The 19,108-nt window shown below is 71.2% G+C and carries 17 protein-coding genes; 14 read left to right on the plus strand and 3 right to left on the minus strand.

All coding sequences use genetic code 11. From position 1 onward, the window contains the following. Positions 1 to 22: 22 nt before the first annotated feature. The 6 genes from ACGFIA_RS15020 (at position 23) to ACGFIA_RS15045 (ending at position 4,594) form a co-directional block, all read left to right on the plus strand. On the plus strand, positions 23 to 1,039 hold the full coding sequence (locus ACGFIA_RS15020) for a hemolysin family protein (RefSeq protein ID WP_357381427.1): 1,017 nt from the start codon (positions 23 to 25) through the stop codon (positions 1,037 to 1,039). A gap of 33 nt (positions 1,040 to 1,072) precedes the next feature. After that, positions 1,073 to 2,098 carry a tryptophan--tRNA ligase gene (trpS, locus tag ACGFIA_RS15025; protein ID WP_357381429.1) on the plus strand — a complete coding sequence of 342 codons (1,026 nt, stop codon included), beginning with the start codon at positions 1,073 to 1,075 and terminating at the stop codon, positions 2,096 to 2,098. 46 nt (positions 2,099 to 2,144) lie between these two features. Further along, a complete protein-coding gene (locus ACGFIA_RS15030) occupies positions 2,145 to 2,708 on the plus strand; it encodes a 2'-5' RNA ligase family protein (protein ID WP_357473167.1) in 564 nt (187 codons plus the stop codon). A 56-nt stretch (positions 2,709 to 2,764) separates the two neighbouring features. Then, positions 2,765 to 3,706, plus strand: coding sequence for a YhjD/YihY/BrkB family envelope integrity protein (locus tag ACGFIA_RS15035; protein WP_357381431.1), 942 nt, complete (start codon positions 2,765 to 2,767; stop codon positions 3,704 to 3,706). Then, complete coding sequence (locus ACGFIA_RS15040) at positions 3,703 to 4,077, plus strand: GntR family transcriptional regulator (RefSeq protein ID WP_174534838.1); 375 nt, start codon at positions 3,703 to 3,705, stop codon at positions 4,075 to 4,077. Before ACGFIA_RS15035 ends, ACGFIA_RS15040 begins: the two co-directional genes overlap by 4 nt. Before the next feature lie 73 nt (positions 4,078 to 4,150). Then, positions 4,151 to 4,594 carry a hypothetical protein gene (locus tag ACGFIA_RS15045; protein WP_043326791.1) on the plus strand — a complete coding sequence of 148 codons (444 nt, stop codon included), beginning with the start codon at positions 4,151 to 4,153 and terminating at the stop codon, positions 4,592 to 4,594. A 6-nt stretch (positions 4,595 to 4,600) separates the two neighbouring features. On the opposite strand, the gene ACGFIA_RS15050 is transcribed toward ACGFIA_RS15045, so the two are convergent. From ACGFIA_RS15050 to ACGFIA_RS15060, 3 genes are all read right to left on the minus strand, one after another. Continuing rightward, positions 4,601 to 4,963, minus strand: coding sequence for a VOC family protein (locus tag ACGFIA_RS15050; protein WP_357473059.1), 363 nt, complete (start codon positions 4,961 to 4,963; stop codon positions 4,601 to 4,603). A 153-nt stretch (positions 4,964 to 5,116) separates the two neighbouring features. Next, positions 5,117 to 6,760 (minus strand): glycoside hydrolase family 13 protein, encoded by a 1,644-nt coding sequence (locus ACGFIA_RS15055; protein WP_393260344.1) that lies wholly within the window; start codon positions 6,758 to 6,760, stop codon positions 5,117 to 5,119. 313 nt (positions 6,761 to 7,073) lie between these two features. Continuing rightward, positions 7,074 to 8,150 (minus strand): LacI family DNA-binding transcriptional regulator, encoded by a 1,077-nt coding sequence (locus ACGFIA_RS15060; RefSeq protein ID WP_357381441.1) that lies wholly within the window; start codon positions 8,148 to 8,150, stop codon positions 7,074 to 7,076. A gap of 199 nt (positions 8,151 to 8,349) precedes the next feature. Here ACGFIA_RS15060 and ACGFIA_RS15065 point away from each other — a divergent pair, with 199 nt between their 5' ends. The 8 genes from ACGFIA_RS15065 (at position 8,350) to ACGFIA_RS15100 (ending at position 19,107) form a co-directional block, all read left to right on the plus strand. Continuing rightward, entirely contained in the window at positions 8,350 to 9,603 is a 1,254-nt protein-coding gene (locus ACGFIA_RS15065; protein WP_013283972.1) for a maltose ABC transporter substrate-binding protein, read from the plus strand. Next, positions 9,603 to 11,246 carry an ABC transporter permease subunit gene (locus ACGFIA_RS15070; RefSeq protein ID WP_357381444.1) on the plus strand — a complete coding sequence of 548 codons (1,644 nt, stop codon included), beginning with the start codon at positions 9,603 to 9,605 and terminating at the stop codon, positions 11,244 to 11,246. Before ACGFIA_RS15065 ends, ACGFIA_RS15070 begins: the two co-directional genes overlap by 1 nt. Then, positions 11,243 to 12,148, plus strand: coding sequence for a sugar ABC transporter permease (locus ACGFIA_RS15075; protein ID WP_393260348.1), 906 nt, complete (start codon positions 11,243 to 11,245; stop codon positions 12,146 to 12,148). Before ACGFIA_RS15070 ends, ACGFIA_RS15075 begins: the two co-directional genes overlap by 4 nt. A 142-nt stretch (positions 12,149 to 12,290) precedes the next feature. Next, complete coding sequence (locus ACGFIA_RS15080) at positions 12,291 to 14,108, plus strand: glycoside hydrolase family 13 protein (RefSeq protein WP_393260351.1); 1,818 nt, start codon at positions 12,291 to 12,293, stop codon at positions 14,106 to 14,108. 156 nt (positions 14,109 to 14,264) lie between these two features. Continuing rightward, positions 14,265 to 14,606, plus strand: a complete 342-nt coding sequence (locus ACGFIA_RS15085; RefSeq protein ID WP_357381450.1) for a hypothetical protein — start codon at positions 14,265 to 14,267, stop codon at positions 14,604 to 14,606. Positions 14,607 to 14,882: 276 nt separating this feature from the next. Continuing rightward, positions 14,883 to 15,953 carry a BMP family protein gene (locus ACGFIA_RS15090; protein WP_393260468.1) on the plus strand — a complete coding sequence of 357 codons (1,071 nt, stop codon included), beginning with the start codon at positions 14,883 to 14,885 and terminating at the stop codon, positions 15,951 to 15,953. 122 nt (positions 15,954 to 16,075) lie between these two features. Beyond that, complete coding sequence (locus ACGFIA_RS15095; protein WP_393260354.1) at positions 16,076 to 17,746, plus strand: ABC transporter ATP-binding protein; 1,671 nt, start codon at positions 16,076 to 16,078, stop codon at positions 17,744 to 17,746. 173 nt (positions 17,747 to 17,919) lie between these two features. Beyond that, positions 17,920 to 19,107 (plus strand): ABC transporter permease, encoded by a 1,188-nt coding sequence (locus ACGFIA_RS15100; RefSeq protein WP_393260470.1) that lies wholly within the window; start codon positions 17,920 to 17,922, stop codon positions 19,105 to 19,107. Position 19,108 lies beyond the last annotated feature (1 nt).

The following is a 19,108-nucleotide window of genomic DNA, read 5'->3' on the forward strand; positions in this document are numbered from 1 at the left end:
GCCGCTGTCTACCATCCATCTCATGCGGGAGGGTGGTGGTCCCGGGCCCCGGCGGCGACCGTCGGGGCGGCCCCGACGCGAACCCGGCCCGCTGGCCCGTACCGTGGCGCGTCTCGTGGTGCGCGGCGCCGACGGCGCGACCCGCCTGGTGACCGCCCTGCTCGGGGCCAGCCCCACCGCCGGGCGGGAGCGGATCAGCGAGGCCGAACTGCGTGACCTGGTCGCGGCCAACACGCTGCTCGACCCGGACGAACGGCGGATCATCGACGAGGTGCTGGTGGCCGGCGCCCGCCTCGTCCGCGAGGTGATGGTGCCCCGCACCGAGGTGGTCTTCCTCAGCGCGGCGCTGCCGCTGGCGCAGGCGCAGCGGCTGGTCCGGACCGACCCGCACACCCGCTACCCGGTGGTCGACGGCACCCACGACGACGTGGTCGGCCTGGTGCGCCTGCACGACGTGCTGCTGCGGCCGGAACCGGACCGGTCGCTGCTCGTCGGCGACCTGATCCGGGAGGTCAAGCGCCTGCCGGACAGCAAACGCGTGCTCGCGGCGCTCACCGAGATGCGCCGGGAGGGCCACCACTTGGCCGTTGTCGTCGACGAGTACGGCGGCACCGCCGGCATCGTCACCTGCGAGGACCTCGTGGAGGAGTTGGTCGGGGAGATCCGGGACGACGAGCACGGCCCGCTCGAACCGGAGCCCGCCGGCCTGCCCGCGGTCGTCGACGGCCGGCTCAACCTGGCCGACTTCGTCGAGCGCACCGGGGTGCCGCTGCCCGCCGGGCCCTACGAGACGGTGGGCGGGTACGTGATGGCCGCCCTGGGCCGGCTGCCGGTAGCCGGCGACGAGGTGCCGGTGGCTGTCGACCCGGCCACCGGATCGGTGGTCGCCGATCCGGCGGGCTGGCTGCTGCGCGTGCTCACCCTCGACGGCCGGCGGGTGTCCCGCCTGGCGGTCTCCGCCGCGCGGCTGCCCGAGCCCCGCCGCGAGCTCAACGGCCCGCTTCCGTCCGTACCCGCCCGATCCACCGGCCCGTCATGACGGACGCCGGGGCTTGCTGACAGAATTGCCGCCATGTCCGACGTACCCGCCCGCCCGCGCGTCTTCTCCGGCATCCAGCCGACGGCCGACTCGTTCCACCTCGGCAACTACCTGGGCGCGCTGCGGCACTGGGTCGCGTTGCAGGACAGCCACGACGCCTACTACTGCGTGGTCGACCTGCACGCGATCACCGCCGGGCACGACCCGTTGGTGCTCAAGCGCCGCAGCCGGGTGGCCGCCGCGCAGTTGTTCGCGCTCGGCCTCGACCCGGAACGCAGCACGCTGTTCGTGCAGTCGCAGGTGCCCGAGCACTCGCAACTGGCCTGGGTGCTGGGCTGCATCACCGGGTTCGGCGAGGCCGGCCGGATGACCCAGTTCAAGGACAAGTCGCAGAAGCAGGGCAGCGAGCGGGCCAGCGTCGGCCTGTTCACGTACCCGATCCTCCAGGCAGCCGACATCCTGCTCTACCAGGCGAACGCGGTGCCGGTCGGCGAGGACCAGCGGCAGCACCTGGAACTCTCCCGCGACCTGGCGCAGCGGTTCAACTCGCTGTTCGGCAGCACCTTCACGGTGCCCGCCCCGCACATCGTGAAGGACACCGCAAAGATCACCGACCTGCAGGACCCGACGGCCAAGATGTCGAAGTCGTCGTCCTCCCCGGCCGGCATCATCGACCTGCTGGAGGATCCGGCCCGCTCGGCCAAGAAGATCCGCTCGGCGGTCACCGACACCGGCCGTGAGATCGTCTTCGACGCCGAGGGCAAGCCGGGGATCACCAACCTGCTCACCATCTACTCCGCGCTGTCCGGCCGCTCCATCGACGACCTGGTCGCCGCGTACGACGGCAAGGGCTACGGCGACCTGAAGAAGGACCTCGCCGAGGTGGTGCGGGAGTTCGTCACGCCGATCCAGGAACGCACGAACGCCTACCTGAACGACCCGGCCCAGCTCGACAAGCTGCTGGCGCGGGGCGCGGAGAAGGCCCGGTCGGTGGCCGCCGGGACGCTGCGGGACGCGTACGAGCGGGTCGGTTTCTTCCCGCCGGTGCGGTTCGAGTAACGGCCCGGAGGGGCGGAGACGGGTGACGCAGCCGGTGGCCGGAGGGATGGCACGCGACGTGGCGGGCAGTGACACGGCGCCGGGCGGCGCGGACACGATCCAGATCGGGATCGCTGTCGACGTCCCCGAGCCCTGGGGCGGGATGCTCACCCGCCGCCGGGTCGAGGCCGGCGATCCACTCGCCGTACCCGCGCACGTCACCCTCCTCGGGCCCACCGAGATCCCGGTACGCGCGCTGCCCGCCGTCGAGGAGCACCTGGCCGGGGTCGCCGCCACGCACCTGCCGTTCACGCTGCACCTGCGCGGCACCGGCACGTTCCGCCCGGTCACCCAGGTGGTCTTCGTGGCGGTGGCGGCCGGGATCAGCGAGTGCGAACTGCTCGCCGCCGCCATCAACTCGGCCCCCGAACTGCGGCGCGAGCTGCGCTTCCCGTACCACCCGCACGTCACGGTGGCGCAGGACGTGCCGGCCGAGGTGCTCGACAAGGCGTACGAGGACCTGGCCGACTTCTCCGCGTTGTTCCAGGTGGAGGCGTTCACGCTGTTCTCGCACAGCGGCGCGACCCGGTGGCAGCCCCGCCGCGACTTCCGGCTCGGCGGCCGGAGCTGAACATCCGACCGGCCGGGGCCCCTCCACCACGGGCGGAGATCGGCGAGGATGACGGGGTGAACGTCTTCGGCCGGATCGAGGCGGCGGTGGGGCGCCGCATCGACGCGGCCCGGGGCCGGTCGTCGGCCTTCGACCACGTCTGGCGGGCCGGGACGCTCTACGCCGACCTGCTCGCCGGGCGGCTCGCCGCCGCCATCGCGTACTACGGCTTCTTCGCCGTGTTCGCGCTCGCGCTCGTCGCTTACTGGGTCTTCGGCGCGGTGCTGCGGGACAACGAGGAGGTCAGCCGCGGCGCGGCGCACTTCCTGGAGGAGAACCTGCCGTTTCTCGACCCGGCCCAGATCGCCGAGAGCAGCGGCACGGTGGGCGTGGTCGGCCTGGTCATCCTGGTCTTCACCGGCATCGGCTGGGTGGAGGCGATCCGCTCCTCGCAGCGGCTGATGTACGGCTTCAACCAGCAGCCCGGCAACCTGGTGGTGCGCCGCCTCGTCGACCTGGGCGTGCTGGTCGCGGTCTTCGTGCTGCTGTTCGTCTCGGTCGCCGCGGTGGACGCGCTGGAGTCGCTGCTGCGCTTCCTGCTGCGCAGCACCGGCTCGGTGGGCCTGACCACGATCAGCGCGGTGCTGAGCGTGCTCGTCAACGCCGTGCTCGCCGCCGCGCTGCTGCTCGCCGTGCCCCGGCTGCGGATGAGCCGCCGCCGGCTGCGCCCGGCGATCCTGACCATCGCCGTCGGGATCACCCTGCTGAACACAGTGGGGCGCTACTACGTGGTACGCACCGAACGGAACCCCGCGTACACCGTGGTCGCCACCGCAGTGGGCCTGCTGCTCTACCTCTACCTGCTCAACCAGCTGGTGCTCTTCGGCGCGGCGCTCGCCGCCACCAGCCCGTACGGCCGGGTGGTGGACCTGGCCGAGGGCGGTGCCCGGGAGGTGGACGTGGAGGCGGACGTGCTCGACGAGGAGACCGAACCGGGCACGCCGGGAGGGGCGGGATGAGCGCACGGATCCGGATCGACGCCGAGTCGGCGGTGCCGCCGTACGAGCAGGTGCGGGCGCAGTTCGCGGCGCGGATCGGCGACGGGCGGCTGCCGGTGGGCACCCGGCTGCCGGCGGTGCGGCAGCTCGCGGCGGACCTGGGGCTGGCGGTGAACACGGTGGCCCGGGCCTACCGGGAGCTGGAGGCCGCCGGGCTGGTCCAGACGCGCGGCCGGCACGGCACGGTGGTCGCGCCGGGGCGGGACGACGCCGTCGACCGGTTGCAGCAGGCCGCCGCCGGGTACGCCGCCGAGGCGCGCCGCCTGGGCGTCCCGCCGGAGCGGGCGGTCGCCCTGGTCCGTGCGGCGCTGGACGCCGGTACACGTGGCTGAGCGTGGTCCCCTGAGCGGGGAGTCTCCGCCGATGCGTTCCCCGGGGCGGATCCCGGCCGACGATGATGGGCCGGTGGGCGCACTCGTGACACTCGACCTGCCGGACGACTCGCCGATGCTCGGCCTGCCGTGGATCATCACGTTCGGTCCGCTCGGCGCCGACGACGAGTGGGAGCCGGTGGTCTGCGGCCCGTACGAGCGGGCGCACGCGCTGGCGCTGGCCGAGGCGGTGGTGGCCGAGGAGCAGCTGATGGCGGTGGTGGAGCCGCTGCTGCCCGCGCTCACGCCGGAGGAGATCCGGGGCGAGATCGCCGCCGCGCAGATCGCCGCCGAGGACGAGGCGGCCGAGATCGACCAGGCCGACCTGTACGGCGACTTCGAGGACGTCATCGACGAGGAACTGGAACGGGCCGCCGAGCGCGAGCCGGAGCCCGAGCCGGCGAAGGCACCCGACCGGGAGGAGATCCGGGCCGGGTTCGCCCGGATCGCCGCGCTGCTCACCGCCAAGGGCGGCTGAGGACGCTCAGCGCGGCGGCCCGTCGAGCACGCAGAACTCGTTGTCCTCCGGGTCGACGAGCACCACGAACCCCTCCGCGCCGGTCTGCCCGACGTCGGCGAGCCGGGCGCCGAGCCCGATCAGTCGCTTGACCTCCGCCGTCTGCCCCTCGTCGGCGACCAGGTCCAGGTGGAGCCGGTTCTTGCCGCGTTTCGGGGTGCCGCTGCCCTGCAACCAGACGGTCGGGCCGGGCCGGCCGGGCGGCGGGTAGAGCTTCGCGTTGCCGTCGTCGCCCTGGGAGACGGTGTAGCCGAGGGCGGCCGACCAGAACCGGGCCATCAGGTCCAGGTCGCTGACGTCGAGGGTGTACTGCGCGACGTGTGCGGTCATCCCCCGGTGGTACCCCGGGCCCTCGGGACGGACACCGGCCCCCCGGGAGCGGACTCCCGAGGGGCCGGGGCCACCTCACCCCCCACCACAAGGGGTCGGCAGCCCAGCCGCCCGTCGGCGCGGGGCACAACGGACGGCCAGGTCGATGGCGGGTTACCCGGCTGGACGCCGTTCGAACCACGCGGCCGCGTCCACCGGCAGGACGTGCCCGTCGCCCCGCTCGGTGAGCTCGGCGCTCGCGACCAGCGGGCGGCCGTGGCCGCTCACCGTCACGTCGGCGCCGCTGATGTTGACCACACAGGTCACCTCGGCGTCCCCGGCGGCGCGGCGGAACGCCAGTACGCCGGGCTCGGTCTCCAGCCAGGTGATCCCGTCCAGGCCGGCCAGCGCCGGGTGCTCGTGCCGGGTGCGCAGCGCGGTCCGGTACAGCTCCAGCGTCGAGCCGGGCACCCCGGTCTGGGCGGCCACCGACAGCGACCGCCAGGTCGCCGGCGCCGGCAGCCAGCTCAGCTCGCTGCCGTCGGGCCCGAAGCCGTACGGGGGCAGGTCGCCGCCCCACGGGATGGGTACCCGGCAGCCGTCCCGGCTCTCCCCGGTACGCCGGAACGCCGGGTCCTGCCGCAGCTCGTCGGGGAGGTCCAGCACCTCCGGCAGGCCCAGCTCCTCGCCCTGGTAGACGTACGCGCAGCCGGGCAGCGCGAACATCAGCAGCGCGGCGGCGCGGGCACGGCGCAGGCCGACCTCGCCGTCGCCGTACCGGGTGACGTGCCGCTGCCGGTCGTGGTTGGAGAGCACCCAGGTGGTGGGCGCGCCGACGATCGTCGCCTCGGCCAGCGCGGTGTCGATCACCTTGCGGAACGAGTCGGCCGACCAGGTGGCGTCGAGGAAGTCGAAGCTGAACGCCTGGTGCAGCTCGTCCGGGCCGATGTAGCGGGCCAGCCGCTGCGGGGTCTCGGCCCACGCCTCGGCGACCGCCATCCGGCCGCCCGGGTAGCTGTCCAGGATCGGGCGCCAGGCGCGGTAGATGTCGTGCACCTCGTCCTGGTCGAAGTACGGCAGTCGGCCCTTGCCCAGCAGCTCGGACTGGCGCTGGCCGGTGGTCATCGAGTTGAAGCCGACGTCCGGCAGGCCCTCGGCCTTGATCATCCCGTGGGCCACGTCGATCCGGAAGCCGTCCACGCCCCGGTCCAGCCAGAAGCGGAGCACGTCCTCGAACTCGGCCCGCACCTCCGGGTGGCGCCAGTTCAGGTCCGGCTGCGCCGGGTCGAACAGGTGCAGGTACCACTGGCCGTCGACCACGCGCGTCCAGGCCGGGCCGCCGAAGATGCTCTCCCAGTCGTTCGGCGGCAGCTCGCCCTGCTCGCCCTTGCCGTCGGCGAACAGGTAGCGCTCGCGCTCCGGCGAACCCGGTCCGGCGGCGAGCGCGGCGGTGAACCACGGGTGCGCGCTCGAGGTGTGGTTCGGCACCATGTCGACGATGATCCGCAGACCGAGCGCGTGGGCGTCGGTGATCATCTCGTCGAAGTCGGTCAGGTTGCCGAACAGCGGGTCGACGTCGCGGTAGTCGGCCACGTCGTAGCCGGCGTCGACCTGCGGCGAGGTGTAGAACGGCGTCAGCCAGAGCGCGTCCACGCCGAGGTCGCGCAGGTACGGCAGGCGCTGCCGGATGCCCTGGAGATCACCCACACCGTCGGAGTTCGCGTCAGCGAAGCTGCGGACGTACACCTGGTAGACGACAGCGGACCGCCACCAGTCGTCGTCGGCGGTGCGTGGGGTGGCGCTGGGGGCGGAGGTCATCGCTGTCGATCCCGTTCTGTGGCGGCTTCTGGTGCGGCGCAGGGTGTCAGAGCAGAATGCCGCCACGGCCCTGCAAGAGTCAAGCATTCCTTGCGCAAGAAATGACGGCCATCACCCACGGGCTGGCGCCACCGCCCGCCGCCCCGTCTCCCGCATCCCGAGACGCCCCACCTCTCGCGCCCCGCTCTCGGCTCTTCCGCTCCGAGGGGTGATCAAGGGGTTTGTGCCCGGGATGGAGATCGACTCGGCCACGAACTCCTTGATCAACCGCAGGAGGGGGGTGCGGCGGCGGGGAGGGGAGAGGAGAGGGGTGTCAGGCGGGGATGGGAAGGGAGGGGGAAGGGGTGGCGGGGCGCTGGCGGGCCGGCGGGCTCGCGGGCTTGGCCACCGCTGTCGAGCCGCGCACCACCAGCTCGGGGCGGAACAGGTATTCGGAGTTGGGGGAGGGGTGACCGTTGATCTCGTCGACCAGGGCGCGGACCGCGGCGACCGCCATGGCGGCGACCGGCTGGCGCACCGTGGTCAGCGGCGGGTCGGTGAAGGCCATGAGCGGGGAGTCGTCGTACCCGACCACGGAGATGTCGCCGGGCACCGACAGCCCGCGCTGGCGGGCGGCCCGGATCGCGCCGAGCGCCATCAGGTCCGAGCCGCAGACGAGTCCGGTCACGCCACGCTCGATGAGCCGGCCGGCGGCGGCCTCGCCACCCTCGACGCCGAACAGCGACAGCTCGGTCAGCTCGGACAGCTCGTCGGAGGTGATGTCGGTCAGGCGCCCCATCGCGGCCTTGTAGCCGGCGACCTTGCGCTGCACCGGCACGAACCGGTCCGGGCCGGTGATCAGGCCGATCCGGCGGTGCCCGAGCGCGACCAGGTGGGCGACCGCCAGTTCGGCGGACTCCCTGTCGTCGCAGGAGACGAACGGCGCGGGGATCCCCGGCGCGTACCCGTTGATCATGACGATCGGCAGCGGCCGGGCCAGCAGCGTGCGGTAGCGGTCGTGGTCCGCCGCGGTGTCGGCGTGCAGGCCGGAGACGAAGACGATGCCGGAGACCTGCCGGTCCAGCAGCATCTCCACGTACTCGTCCTCGCGGACGCCGCCCGGTGTCTGCGTGCAGAGCACCGGTGTGTAGCCGGTGGGGGCGAGCGCGGACTCGATGATCTGGGCGAACGCCGGGAAGATCGGGTTGTCCAGCTCCGGCACGACCAGGCCGACAAGTCCGGCGCTGCGCTTGCGCAGCCGGGCCGGTCGCTCGTAGCCGAGCACATCGAGGGCGGTCAGGACGGCCTGCCGGGTCTCGGGGGCCACACCGGGGCGGTCGTTGAGCACCCGCGACACCGTGGCCTCGCTGACTTCAGCCTGTTGGGCGATGTCGGATAGTCGAGCGCGCATGTGCGGCACTTTAGCCCAACGGCAAAGTCTTGCGTACACTTCTGCAAGCCCTTCCATTCTCTGCAACCTCTTGCTAACGTCCCCGCAACATGCGAGAGCAGCGGCGCAGCATCTCGGCGCCGGTCAGCAAGAAATTTCAGAGGTTTCCACTGGCGGGCCGCCCTTCCCCCGGCGGGCCGCCATGACGACAGGAGTACCGATGCGCATCCGTACCGCGGGTGTGGTCGCCGTCCTCGGCCTGGCGCTCGCCGCCTCCGGCTGTGGTGACAGCGGCAGCGACGACAAGCCGGCCGCCGGCGAGTCCGCCAAGGCGACCGGCGGCAAGCTGGTGATCTGGGCCGACGACAAGCGCACGGCCGCGCTCAAGCCGTTCGCCGAGGAGTTCGGCAAGGAGAACGGCGTGACCGTCGAGGTCCAGGCCGTCTCCAAGGACCTGCAGACCAACTTCGTCACCGCCTCGCAGCAGGGCAGCGGCCCGGACGTCGTGGTCGGCGCGCACGACTGGATCGGCAACCTGGTCCAGAACGGCGCCATCGACCCGGTGCAGCTCCCGGCCGAGCAGAAGTCCGGCTTCAACGAGACCGCGATCAAGGCGGTCACGTTCAACGGCCAGCTCTACGGCGTGCCCTACGCCACCGAGAACGTGGCGCTGATCCGTAACACCGAGCTGGCCCCCGAGGCGCCGAAGACGATCGAGGACCTGGTCGCCGCCGGCAAGAAGCTCAAGGCCGAGAAGAAGGCCAGCGAGATCCTGTGCCTGCAGTCCGGCCAGAACGGCGACGCGTACCACATCTACCCGCTCTACACCTCGGGCGGCGGCTACCTGTTCGGCACCGCGGCGAACGGCGACTACGACCCGAAGGACCTGGGCGTGGGCAAGCCGGAGTCGATCGCTGCCTTCCAGAAGATCGCCAAGCTGGGTGAGAAGGGCGAGGGTGCGCTGAAGCGCTCCATCACCGGCGAGAACTCCATCGCCACCTTCACCGGCAAGAAGTGCGCGTTCCTGGTCTCCGGCCCGTGGGCCGTGGCCGACGCCAAGAAGGCCAACATCTCCTACGACATCTCCCCGGTCCCCGGCTTCGCCGGTGGCAAGGAGGCCCAGCCGTTCGTGGGCGTCCAGGCGTTCTACGTGGCCGCCAAGGGCAAGAACAAGGCCCTGGCCCAGGAGTTCGTCACCAACTACGTGACCAAGCCCGAGCTGGCCGTCGCGCTGTACAAGGCCGAGCCGCGCCCGCCGGCGCTGACCGCCGCCTTCGACCAGGTCAAGGGCGAGGACCCGGACCTGGCCAAGTTCTCCGAGGCCGGCAAGAACGGCCAGGTGCTCCCGGCGATCCCGGCCATGGCCGCGATCTGGGACCCGTTCGGCAAGGCGGAGGCCGCCATCATCGGCGGCGCCGACCCGGCCAAGACGATCACGGCCGCCGGCAAGACCATCCAGGGTCAGATCAAGTAATGAGCGCGCCGCTGTCCGGCCCGGGGTCTGCACCGCAGGCCCCGGGCCGGGAGCCCGTACGCCGTGGGCTCCCGCGCACGTCCCGTACCGCGCGGCAACACGCGCCGATCACCGCGACCGGCCTCGTCGTCAAGGTGATCCTGCTCGGCCTGGTGGCCGGGATCGCGATCTGGGCGGCCTTCCCGCTCATCGAGGCCGAGCACTGGATCGCGCTGGGCGTCCTGGCGGTCACCACCGCCGGCCTGTTCTACCTCTACCTGAGCCGCCGGCACATCCCGGCCAAGTACCTGGTCCCCGGCACCCTCTTCCTGATCGCCTTCCAGGTCTTCCCGGTGCTCTACACCGCGAGCACCGCGTTCACGAACTTCGGCGACGGCCACCGGGGCAGCAAGGACGACGCGATCGTCGCCGTGCAGACCTCCTCGGTGAAGCAGGTGCCCGGCTCGACCGAGTACAACCTCACCGTCGCCACCACCGGCGACCCGGCGACCGGTGACCTGGTGTTCCTGCTCGGCGACCCGAAGACCAAGGAGGTCTTCGCCGGCGACGCGGGCGGGCTGCGCAAGCTCGACGCCGCCGACGTCGAGGTGAGCAGCCTCAGCGGCAAGATCACCGCCGCGGACGGCTACACCCTGCTGAACATCGGACAGGCCAGCGCCCGCAGCGAGGCGGTCACCGCGCTCGTCGTGCCCACCGACGAGGGCGCCATCCGCTCCAACGGCCTGACCCGGGCGTACGAGGGCAAGGCCATCCGGGCGTACGACGCCGGATGCGACTGCGTCAAGGACAGCGAGACCGGCAAGACGTGGACCGCGGACGAGAGGTCCGGCTCCTTCGTCGCCGCCGACGGCGAGCGTCTCGCCCAGGGCTGGAAGGTCGACGTCGGGCTGAAGAACTTCAGCGCCGTGCTCACCGACCCGAACATCTCCGGCCCGTTCTTCGGCACGCTGGCCTGGAACTTCGCGTTCGCGATCGGCTCCACCGGGCTGACCTTCCTGCTCGGCATGGCCATCGCGCTCGCGCTGCACTCACCCCGGATGCGCGGCACCAACCTCTACCGGATGGTGCTGATCCTGCCGTACGCCATGCCGTCGTTCGCCATGCTGTTGATCTGGCGGGACATGTTCAACACGGACTTCGGTCTGCTCAACAACCTGTTCGGGCTGAACGTCGACTGGTTCGGCGGCAACTGGTCCGCCCGGATCGCCGTGCTGCTGGTGCAGTTGTGGCTCGGCTACCCGTACATGTTCCTGGTGGCCACCGGCGCGTTGCAGGCCATCCCCCGGGAGCTGACCGAGGCGACCTCGGTCGACGGCGCGTCGCCCTGGCAGTCGTTCCGGGCGGTCACCCTGCCGCTGCTGCTGGTGGCGCTGTCGCCGCTGCTGATCGCGTCGTTCGCCTACAACTTCAACAACGTCAACGCGATCCTGTTCACCACCGAGGGCGGCCCGTTCGCGCCGGACAACCCGACGAACGGCGCCACCGACCTGCTGATCACCTACACGTACCGGCTCGCGTTCGGCGCGCAGGGCGCCGAGTTCGGCCTGGCCGCCACCGTCTCGATCTTCATCTTCGCGATCGTGGCGACGGTGTCGGCGATCAGCTTCCGGCGGACCCGCAAGCAGGAGGAGGTGTACTCGTGACCACCATCGCGGAGACGCCCGCACCCACTGGCACCCGCACGCCGGCCCGCCGCTCGCGCAGCCGCTGGTTCGCCCAGGTGGGCTGGCGGCACCTGGTCGGAGTGGTGGCTGTGGCGTTCAGCCTCTTCCCGATCCTGTTCGTGATCTCGGCGGCGTTCAACCCGCTCGGCACGCTCTCCTCCACCGAGCTGCTGCCGACCGGGGCGTCGCTGGAGAACTTCACCAACCTGTTCGACAACACCGCGTTCGGCCACTGGTTCCTCAACTCGCTGCTGCTCGCGGGCGTGGCCAGCTTCGCGTCGATCTTCCTGTCGTCGCTCGCGGCGTACGCGTTCTCCCGGATGCGTTTCGCCGGGCGCCGGGTCGGCCTGCTGGCACTGCTGCTGATCCAGATGTTCCCGCAGTTCCTGGCGATCGTGGCGATCTTCCTGATCTTCACCACGCTCACCGACCTCTACCCGGCGATCGGGTTCAACACCCCGTGGGGCCTGTTCCTGCTCTACATGGGTGGCGCGCTGGGTGCGAACACCTGGCTGATGAAGGGCTTCTTCGACACGCTGCCGAAGGAGCTGGACGAGTCGGCCACCATGGACGGCGCGTCGCACGTGCAGGTCTTCTTCCGGATCATGCTGCCGCTGGTGGCGCCGATCCTGGCGGTGACCGGCCTGCTCGCGTTCATCGGGTCGATCAACGAGTTCATCATCGCCAACGTGTTCCTCACCGAACCCGAGTCGAAGACCCTCGCGGTCGGCATGTTCGGCCTGGTCGCGGGCGAGCGCAACAACAACTTCGGGATGTTCGCGGCGGGCACGCTGCTCACCGCGATCCCGACGGTGCTGGTGTTCCAGCTGCTCCAGCGCTACATCGTCTCCGGGCTCACCTCCGGAGCGGTAAAGGGCTGAGCCTCCTCGGCTCACGCTGCGGCAAGGGCGTCGTGTCGGCGTACACCGGAGCGGTTCTCGGGCGGACCGCCGCGGTCGGGTGAAACCGGCCGCGGCGGGTGCCCGCCCCTCTCCCTGTCGGTACGACGCGAAAGGCAGCACCATGTCCCTTCAGCCGCACCACGACGGTTCCGCCACCTACGTCCCGGAGCAGGAGCCCGCGCTCGGGCAGACGGTGCCGGTCCTCGTCCGGGTCCCGGCCGGCACCGGCGTCTCCCAGGTGCACGTGCGCACTACAGGCGACGGCGAACCGCGCTTCGCCGAGGCACGGATCGACCGCACCGACGGCGGCGACGTGTGGTGGCGGGCCGACGTCGAGGTCCGTAACCCGGTCAGCAACTACCGCTTCCTGCTCGACGGCGAACGCGGCACCCGCTGGCTGAACGCCGCCGGCCTGGCCGGGCACGACGTGCCCGACAACGGCGACTTCAAGCTGGTCAGCTACGCTCCGCCGCCGGCCTGGGCCCGCGACGCGGTGATCTACCAGATCTTCCCGGACCGGTTCGCCCGCTCGGCCGCCGCCGATGGCCGGACCGTGCCGGACTGGGCCATCGGATGCGACTGGGACACCCCTGTCATCGGACGCGGCCCGGAGACGCCCCGGCAGTTCTACGGCGGCGACCTCGACGGGATCACCGAGCGCCTGGACCACCTGGACCGGCTCGGCGTCAACACCGTCTACCTCACGCCGGTCTTCCCGGCCCGTTCCAACCACAGGTACGACGCGTCGAGCTTCGACACCGTCGACCCGCTGCTCGGCGGCGACGCGGCGCTGGCCCGGCTCGCCGACGCGGTGCGCGCCCGGGGCTGGCGGCTGCTCGGCGACATCACCAGCAACCACACCGGCGACGCCCACGACTGGTTCACCGCCGCCGTCTCCGACGTGCACGCGCCGGAACGCGACCTGTACTACTTCGACCTGGCCGGCGGCGACTACGAGTCGTGGAACGGGGTGAAGTCGCTGCCCAAGCTCAACTGGGGCAGCGCGGAGCTGCGCCGACGGTTCGCCACCGCCGAGGACTCGCTGCTGCGCCGCTGGCTGCGCCCGCCGTACGGGCTGGACGGCTGGCGTGTCGACGTGGCGAACATGACCGGCCGGCGCGGCGCGGACGCGTACACCCACGAGGTGGCGCGGCTGCTGCGCGAGGTGGTCGCCGAAACCCGGCCGGACGGCCTGCTGCTGGCCGAGCACGGCCACGACCACACCGGTGACCTGGACCGCGACGGCTGGCACGGGACGATGAACTACGTCGGCTTCACCGACCCGGTCTGGTCCTGGCTGCGTCACGGCGACGACCCGGTGCCGAACTTCCTCGGCACCCCGGGCGGGGTCCGGCGGCGCGACGCGGACGCGGTGCTCGCCACCATGAACACCTACCGGTCGCTGGTGTCGTGGCGGTCGTACACGCACTCGTGGCAGCTGCTCGGCTCGCACGACTCGGCCCGGATCCGCACCGTGGTCGGCGACGCGGCCCGGCAGGAGGTGGCGGCCGGGCTGCTCGCCACGATGCCCGGCACGCCTGTGGTCTTCGCCGGGGACGAGCTGGGCCTGACCGGTACGAACGGGGAGGGCTCGCGTACCCCGATGCCGTGGCACCGGCCCCAGAGCTGGGACCGGCGCACGTTCGACGCGTACCGTGCGTTGCTGACGCTGCGCCGCGACGAGCCGGCGCTGCGGCACGGCGGCCTGCGGTGGGTGCACGCGGACGCGGACACGCTCGTCTTCCTGCGCGAGGCGCCCGGGTCGACGGTGCTGGTGCTGGCGAGACGCGCCCCCGGCACCCGGGTCCGCCTGGCCGGCCTGCCCGCCGCCGAGAACGTCTACGGCGACGCCCCCGCCCTCCACCCCGATGCCGAGGACGCGGTGATCCTCCCCGCCGACGGCCCCACCTTCCAGGTCTGGCGCCTGCACCAGCCCTGACCTCTCGCGATCTTGCGGTTGCGGCCCTTGTGGCGCGGCTTTCGCCCGTTGTGTCGGGGCGGTAACCGCAAGATCGCGGGGGAGGTGGTCACGGTATGACGGCAGCTCGGCCGGGTCATTACTACAAAGCGTCGTTGATGAGGGAGGATGGGACGCGTGGAAGCTCTTCGACTGATTCTTCTCTACGTCCATCTGATCGGTTTCGCGTTGCTGCTCGGCGGTGGGATCGCCCAGTACGTCAGCGGCCGGCTGCGGATCAACGCGGCCATGCTCTGGGGCGCGATCATCCAGGTCCTCACCGGCATCGGGCTGTCCGCCCCGCTGCGTGACGGCGACGAGCCGGCGCCGGCGAAACTTGTTACCAAGTTGGTGCTCGCGCTGGTCATCTTCGTCATGGTCTTCTTCTCCCGGAAGCGGGAGACCGTCAACCGTGGCCACTTCCTCGCGATCGTCGGGTTGACGCTGGTCAACGCGGCCGTCGCGGTGTTCTGGCGTTAGTCCGCCAGGCGTCGGGGAAGCTCGGGAAAACGGACGTTCGCGACACCATCGCGCACGCCCACCGGCCGGATAAGTGACGTGCCCCACGCAAGGGTTACACCGAGGTAACGGACGCTCAACAGTCGTGCACGATTGTCGGCCGGTGGGTGGGCGCGGGCGTACGCTCCCGTCCGTAACGTGGGACGCCGGCGGCACATCGCACGCCGGCGCAAGGGCTGCACACCGCGCACGACGCGGGTGCAAGGGGAAGGAGACGTCTTGCGCTCTGTGCGTGGGATGCGGATCGCCTCCGCCATCGTGGCGGGTGGACTCGTGCTGGGCGCTGCCGCGTGTGGTGAGGCTCCGGACGACGACAACAACGCCGGCGGCGACGGCGGCAAGAAGTTCAGCGCCTGCATGGTGACCGACGTCGGCGGCGTCGACGACAAGTCCTTCAACGCCTCGGCCTGGAAGGGCCTGCAGGAGGCGCAGAAGGAGAACGACAAGATCGACATCAAGTACGTCCAGTCGAAGGCCGAGGCTGACTACGAGGTCAACCTGACCGGGTTCGTCAACCAGAAGTGCGACTTCATCCTGGCCGTCGGTGGCCTGATGTCGGACGCCACCAAGGCGGCGGCTGAGAAGAACCCGAACCAGCAGTTCGCCATCGTCGACGCCAACCCGGGTGTGTCGAACGTCTACCCGATGCAGTTCGACACCGCGCAGGCCGGGTTCCAGGCCGGCTACCTGGCCGCCGGGATGAGCAAGTCCGGCAAGGTCGGCACCTACGGCGGCCTGCCGATCCCGCCGGTCACCATCTTCATGGACGGCTTCGCCGACGGCGTGGCGTACTACAACAAGGCCAAGAGCAAGAACGTCCAGGTGCTGGGCTGGGACAAGGCCACCCAGAAGGGCTCCTTCGCCAACTCGTTCGAGAAGCAGGACGAGGGCAAGAAGGTCTCCGACGCGCTCGTCGCGCAGGGCGCCGACATCGTGATGCCGGTCGCCGGTGGCGCCGGTCTCGGCACCACCTCCGCGGCCAAGGCCTCGGGCGGCAAGTACTCGGTCGTCTGGGTGGACATCGACGGCTGCGAGAGCACCCCGGACTGCTCGGCGATCCTGACCACCGTGGTCAAGAACATCCCGGACGCCGTCAAGGAGGCCGCTCTGAAGGCCGCCGGTGGCGAGAAGCTCCAGGCCACGCCGGGCTTCGTGGGCACGCTCGCCAACAACGGCGTCTCGATCGCCCCGTACCACGACTTCGACAGCAAGGTCCCGGCGGACCTGAAGGCCGAGGTCGACAAGATCAAGACGGACATCGCCGCCGGCACCATCACTGTCACCTCGAAGGCCCAGCCGACCAAGTGACAGTCCCGCCGGCCGCCGCGATGCCATCATCGGCAGCGAGGGCCGGCGGGCACCAGGCATGACGATCCGGCCGTCCCGGCGCAACGGGGTCCCGAACCCCGGCGCCGGGGCGGCCGATCACCTTGAATCCCCCGAACATCCCCACCCGGCGCGGTGGCGGCGCGGCAGGTCGCTACGCTGCACCATCGCTCGCACTCCAGGAGGTTGCGCTGAGACTCGAACTGCGCGGCATCACCAAACGGTTCGGTGATCTGGTCGCCAACGACCACATCGACCTGACGGTGGAGCCTGGAGAGATCCACGCCCTGCTCGGCGAGAACGGCGCCGGCAAGTCGACCCTGATGAACGTGCTCTACGGCCTCTACCAGCCGGACGAGGGCGAGATCCTGGTCGACGGCAAGCCGCTGAAGCTGAAGGGCCCGTCGGACGCGATCGCCGCCGGGATCGGGATGGTGCACCAGCACTTCATGCTCGTGCCGGTCTTCACCGTGGCCGAGAACGTGATGCTCGGCGCCGAGCAGGTCAGGGGGCCGTTCGCCGGCATCCTCGACCGGCGACGGGCCCGGCGCGAGGTCGCCGAGGTGTCCGAGCGGTACAACCTGCGGGTCGACCCGGACGCGGTGATCGAGGACCTGCCGGTCGGCATCCAGCAGCGGGTGGAGATCGTCAAGGCCCTCACCCGCGACGTCGACCTGCTGATCCTCGACGAGCCGACCGCCGTGCTCACCCCGCAGGAGACCGAGGAGCTGCTCACGGTCATGCGGTCGCTCAAGGCCGCCGGCAAGTCGATCGTGTTCATCACCCACAAGCTGGGCGAGGTGAAGGCCATCGCCGACCGGATCACCGTGATCCGGCGCGGGAAGACGGTCGGCACCGCCGAGCCGAGCGCCAGCCGGGACGAACTGGCCGCGCTGATGGTGGGACGCAGCGTCCGGCTGACGGTGGACAAGAAGCCGGCCACGCCGGGCAGGCCGGTCCTGGAGGTCGCCGGCCTGGTTGTGGACGACGACCGGCAGGTACGCGCTGTCGACGGCGTCGACCTGACAGTGCACGCCGGTGAGGTGCTCGGCGTGGCGGGCGTGCAGGGCAACGGCCAGACCGAGCTGATCGAGGCGATCATGGGCCTGCGCCCGACGCTCGCCGGCACGATCAGCCTCGACGGCGAGCCGACGTCCGGCTGGTCGACGAAGAAGGTGCTCCACGCCGGCGTCGGCTACGTGCCGGAGGACCGCAGCGTGGACGGCCTGGTCAAGGAGTTCTCCGTGGCGGAGAACCTGGTGCTGGACATCTACGACCGGCCGCCCTTCGGCAAGGGCCTGTCGCTCAAGCCCGAGGCCATCGCGAAGTCGGCCCGGGAACGGATCGAGCAGTTCGACGTCCGTACCTCCTCGGCCGACGCGGCGGTCGGCACGCTCTCCGGCGGCAACCAGCAGAAGGTGATCGTGGCGCGGGAGCTGTCCCGGCCGCTGAAGCTCTTCATCGCGGCCCAGCCCACCCGGGGCGTGGACGTCGGCTCGATCGAGTTCATCCACAGCCGGGTCATCCGCGAGCGGGACATCGGTACCGCGGTCATGGTGGTCTCCAGTGAGCTGGACGAGGTGATCGGCCTGGCCGACCGGATCGCGGTCATGTACCGCGGGCGGATCATCGGCGTCGTCGGCCCGGACACCCCGCGCGAGGAGATCGGCCTGCTGATGGCCGGCATCACCCCGGACGCCGCCACCCCGGACGCCGCCACCCCGGACGCCGCCACCGCGACCGACGACGGCCCTGGCAACGAGGACGAGGCATGACCAACCCGAACCCCGTCTCGGGCTCCCCGGACAAGGAACCGGCGACCGAGGCGCAGGAGTCGCTGAGCGAGGCCCGGGCGACGCCGACGCAACCGGCCGGTGACACCGAGCAGACGGTGCCCGCCACCGCGACCGCGAAGAAGCCGGCCCCGGCGGGAGAATCCCGCCCCGGCATGGGCCGGATGTTCCTGGACAACCTCTGGGCGGCCAACACGGTCACCGTGACAGTGCTCGCGGTGCTGCTGGCCATGGTGGTCGGCGCGGTGCTGATCATCGTGTCCGACCCGGAGGTGCTGGCCACCTACAGCTACATCACGGCTCGCCCCTCGGACGCGCTGAACGCCAGCTGGACGGTGGTCAGCGAGGCGTACGCGAACCTGTTCAAGGGCGCGATCTTCGATCCGGAAGCGGTCGGCTTCACCGCCGCCCTGAGCCCGATCTCGGAGACGCTCACCTACGCCGCGCCGCTCGTCTTCACCGGTCTGTCGGTGGCGCTGGCCTTCCGCGGCGGCCTGTTCAACATCGGCGCCCAGGGACAGGCGACGATCGCCGTCATCCTGGCCGCCGTGGCCGGCTTCGCGCTGCCGCTGCCGCCCGTCGTGCACCTGCTGGTGGCGCTGATCGCCGGCGCGCTCGGCGGCGCGCTCTGGGGCTTCATCCCCGGCATCCTGAAGGCACGGGCGGGCGCGCACGAGGTGATCAACACGATCATGCTCAACTACGTGGCGGTCTACTTCCTGTCCTGGATCATCGTCCAGAACGGGGTGCAGAACCCGAACCGGTCGGACGCGATCAGCAAGCCGGTCGAGTCCACCGCGCAGCTGCCCCGCCTGCTCGGCGACGACCTGCGGGTGCACGCCGGCATCCTGCTCGCGGTGGCGGCCACCTGGTTCATCGCCTGGCTGCTCAACCGCTCCACGCTCGGCTTCGAGCTGCGGGCCGTGGGCGCGAACCCGGACGCGGCCCGGACCGCCGGCATCAGCGTCACGAAGACGTACGTCCTGGTGATGGTGTTCGCCGGCATGCTTGCCGGTCTCGGCGGCTCGACCATGGTGCTCGGCACCACCGCCACCGCGCTGACCCCGCTGGTGATCGCGCAGATCGGCTTCGACGGCATCCTGGTCGCGCTGCTCGGCCGCGTGAAGCCGTGGGGCGTCCTCCTGGCCGCGCTGCTGTTCGGCGCGCTCCAGGCCGGCGGCAACCGGATGCAGTCCTACTCCGGCATCTCGCTGGAACTGGTCACCGTGCTCCAGGCGCTCATCGTCATCTTCATCGCCGCGCCTGCCCTGGTGAAGACGATCTTCCAGCTCCGGGCGGCCCGCGCCGCCCGGTTGCAGACGAGCCTCGCGAAGGGCTGGTGAG

The organism is Micromonospora sp. NPDC049203 (assembly GCF_043197215.1).
In the GTDB taxonomy this organism is placed as follows: Bacteria; Actinomycetota; Actinomycetes; order Mycobacteriales; family Micromonosporaceae; genus Micromonospora.

Bases quoted from the DNA above. Each gene is read 5' to 3' on its own strand.
- ACGFIA_RS15020 (WP_357381427.1), top strand. From the start codon at position 23: ATGCGGGAGGGTGGTGGTCCCGGGCCCCGGCGGCGACCGTCGGGGCGG.
- trpS (WP_357381429.1), top strand. From the start codon at position 1,073: ATGTCCGACGTACCCGCCCGCCCGCGCGTCTTCTCCGGCATCCAGCCG.
- ACGFIA_RS15030 (WP_357473167.1), top strand. From the start codon at position 2,145: ATGGCACGCGACGTGGCGGGCAGTGACACGGCGCCGGGCGGCGCGGAC.
- ACGFIA_RS15040 (WP_174534838.1), top strand. From the start codon at position 3,703: ATGAGCGCACGGATCCGGATCGACGCCGAGTCGGCGGTGCCGCCGTAC.
- ACGFIA_RS15050 (WP_357473059.1), bottom strand. From the start codon at position 4,963: ATGACCGCACACGTCGCGCAGTACACCCTCGACGTCAGCGACCTGGAC.
- ACGFIA_RS15055 (WP_393260344.1), bottom strand. From the start codon at position 6,760: ATGACCTCCGCCCCCAGCGCCACCCCACGCACCGCCGACGACGACTGG.
- ACGFIA_RS15060 (WP_357381441.1), bottom strand. From the start codon at position 8,150: ATGCGCGCTCGACTATCCGACATCGCCCAACAGGCTGAAGTCAGCGAG.
- ACGFIA_RS15065 (WP_013283972.1), top strand. From the start codon at position 8,350: ATGCGCATCCGTACCGCGGGTGTGGTCGCCGTCCTCGGCCTGGCGCTC.
- ACGFIA_RS15070 (WP_357381444.1), top strand. From the start codon at position 9,603: ATGAGCGCGCCGCTGTCCGGCCCGGGGTCTGCACCGCAGGCCCCGGGC.
- ACGFIA_RS15080 (WP_393260351.1), top strand. From the start codon at position 12,291: ATGTCCCTTCAGCCGCACCACGACGGTTCCGCCACCTACGTCCCGGAG.
- ACGFIA_RS15090 (WP_393260468.1), top strand. From the start codon at position 14,883: ATGCGGATCGCCTCCGCCATCGTGGCGGGTGGACTCGTGCTGGGCGCT.
- ACGFIA_RS15100 (WP_393260470.1), top strand. From the start codon at position 17,920: ATGGGCCGGATGTTCCTGGACAACCTCTGGGCGGCCAACACGGTCACC.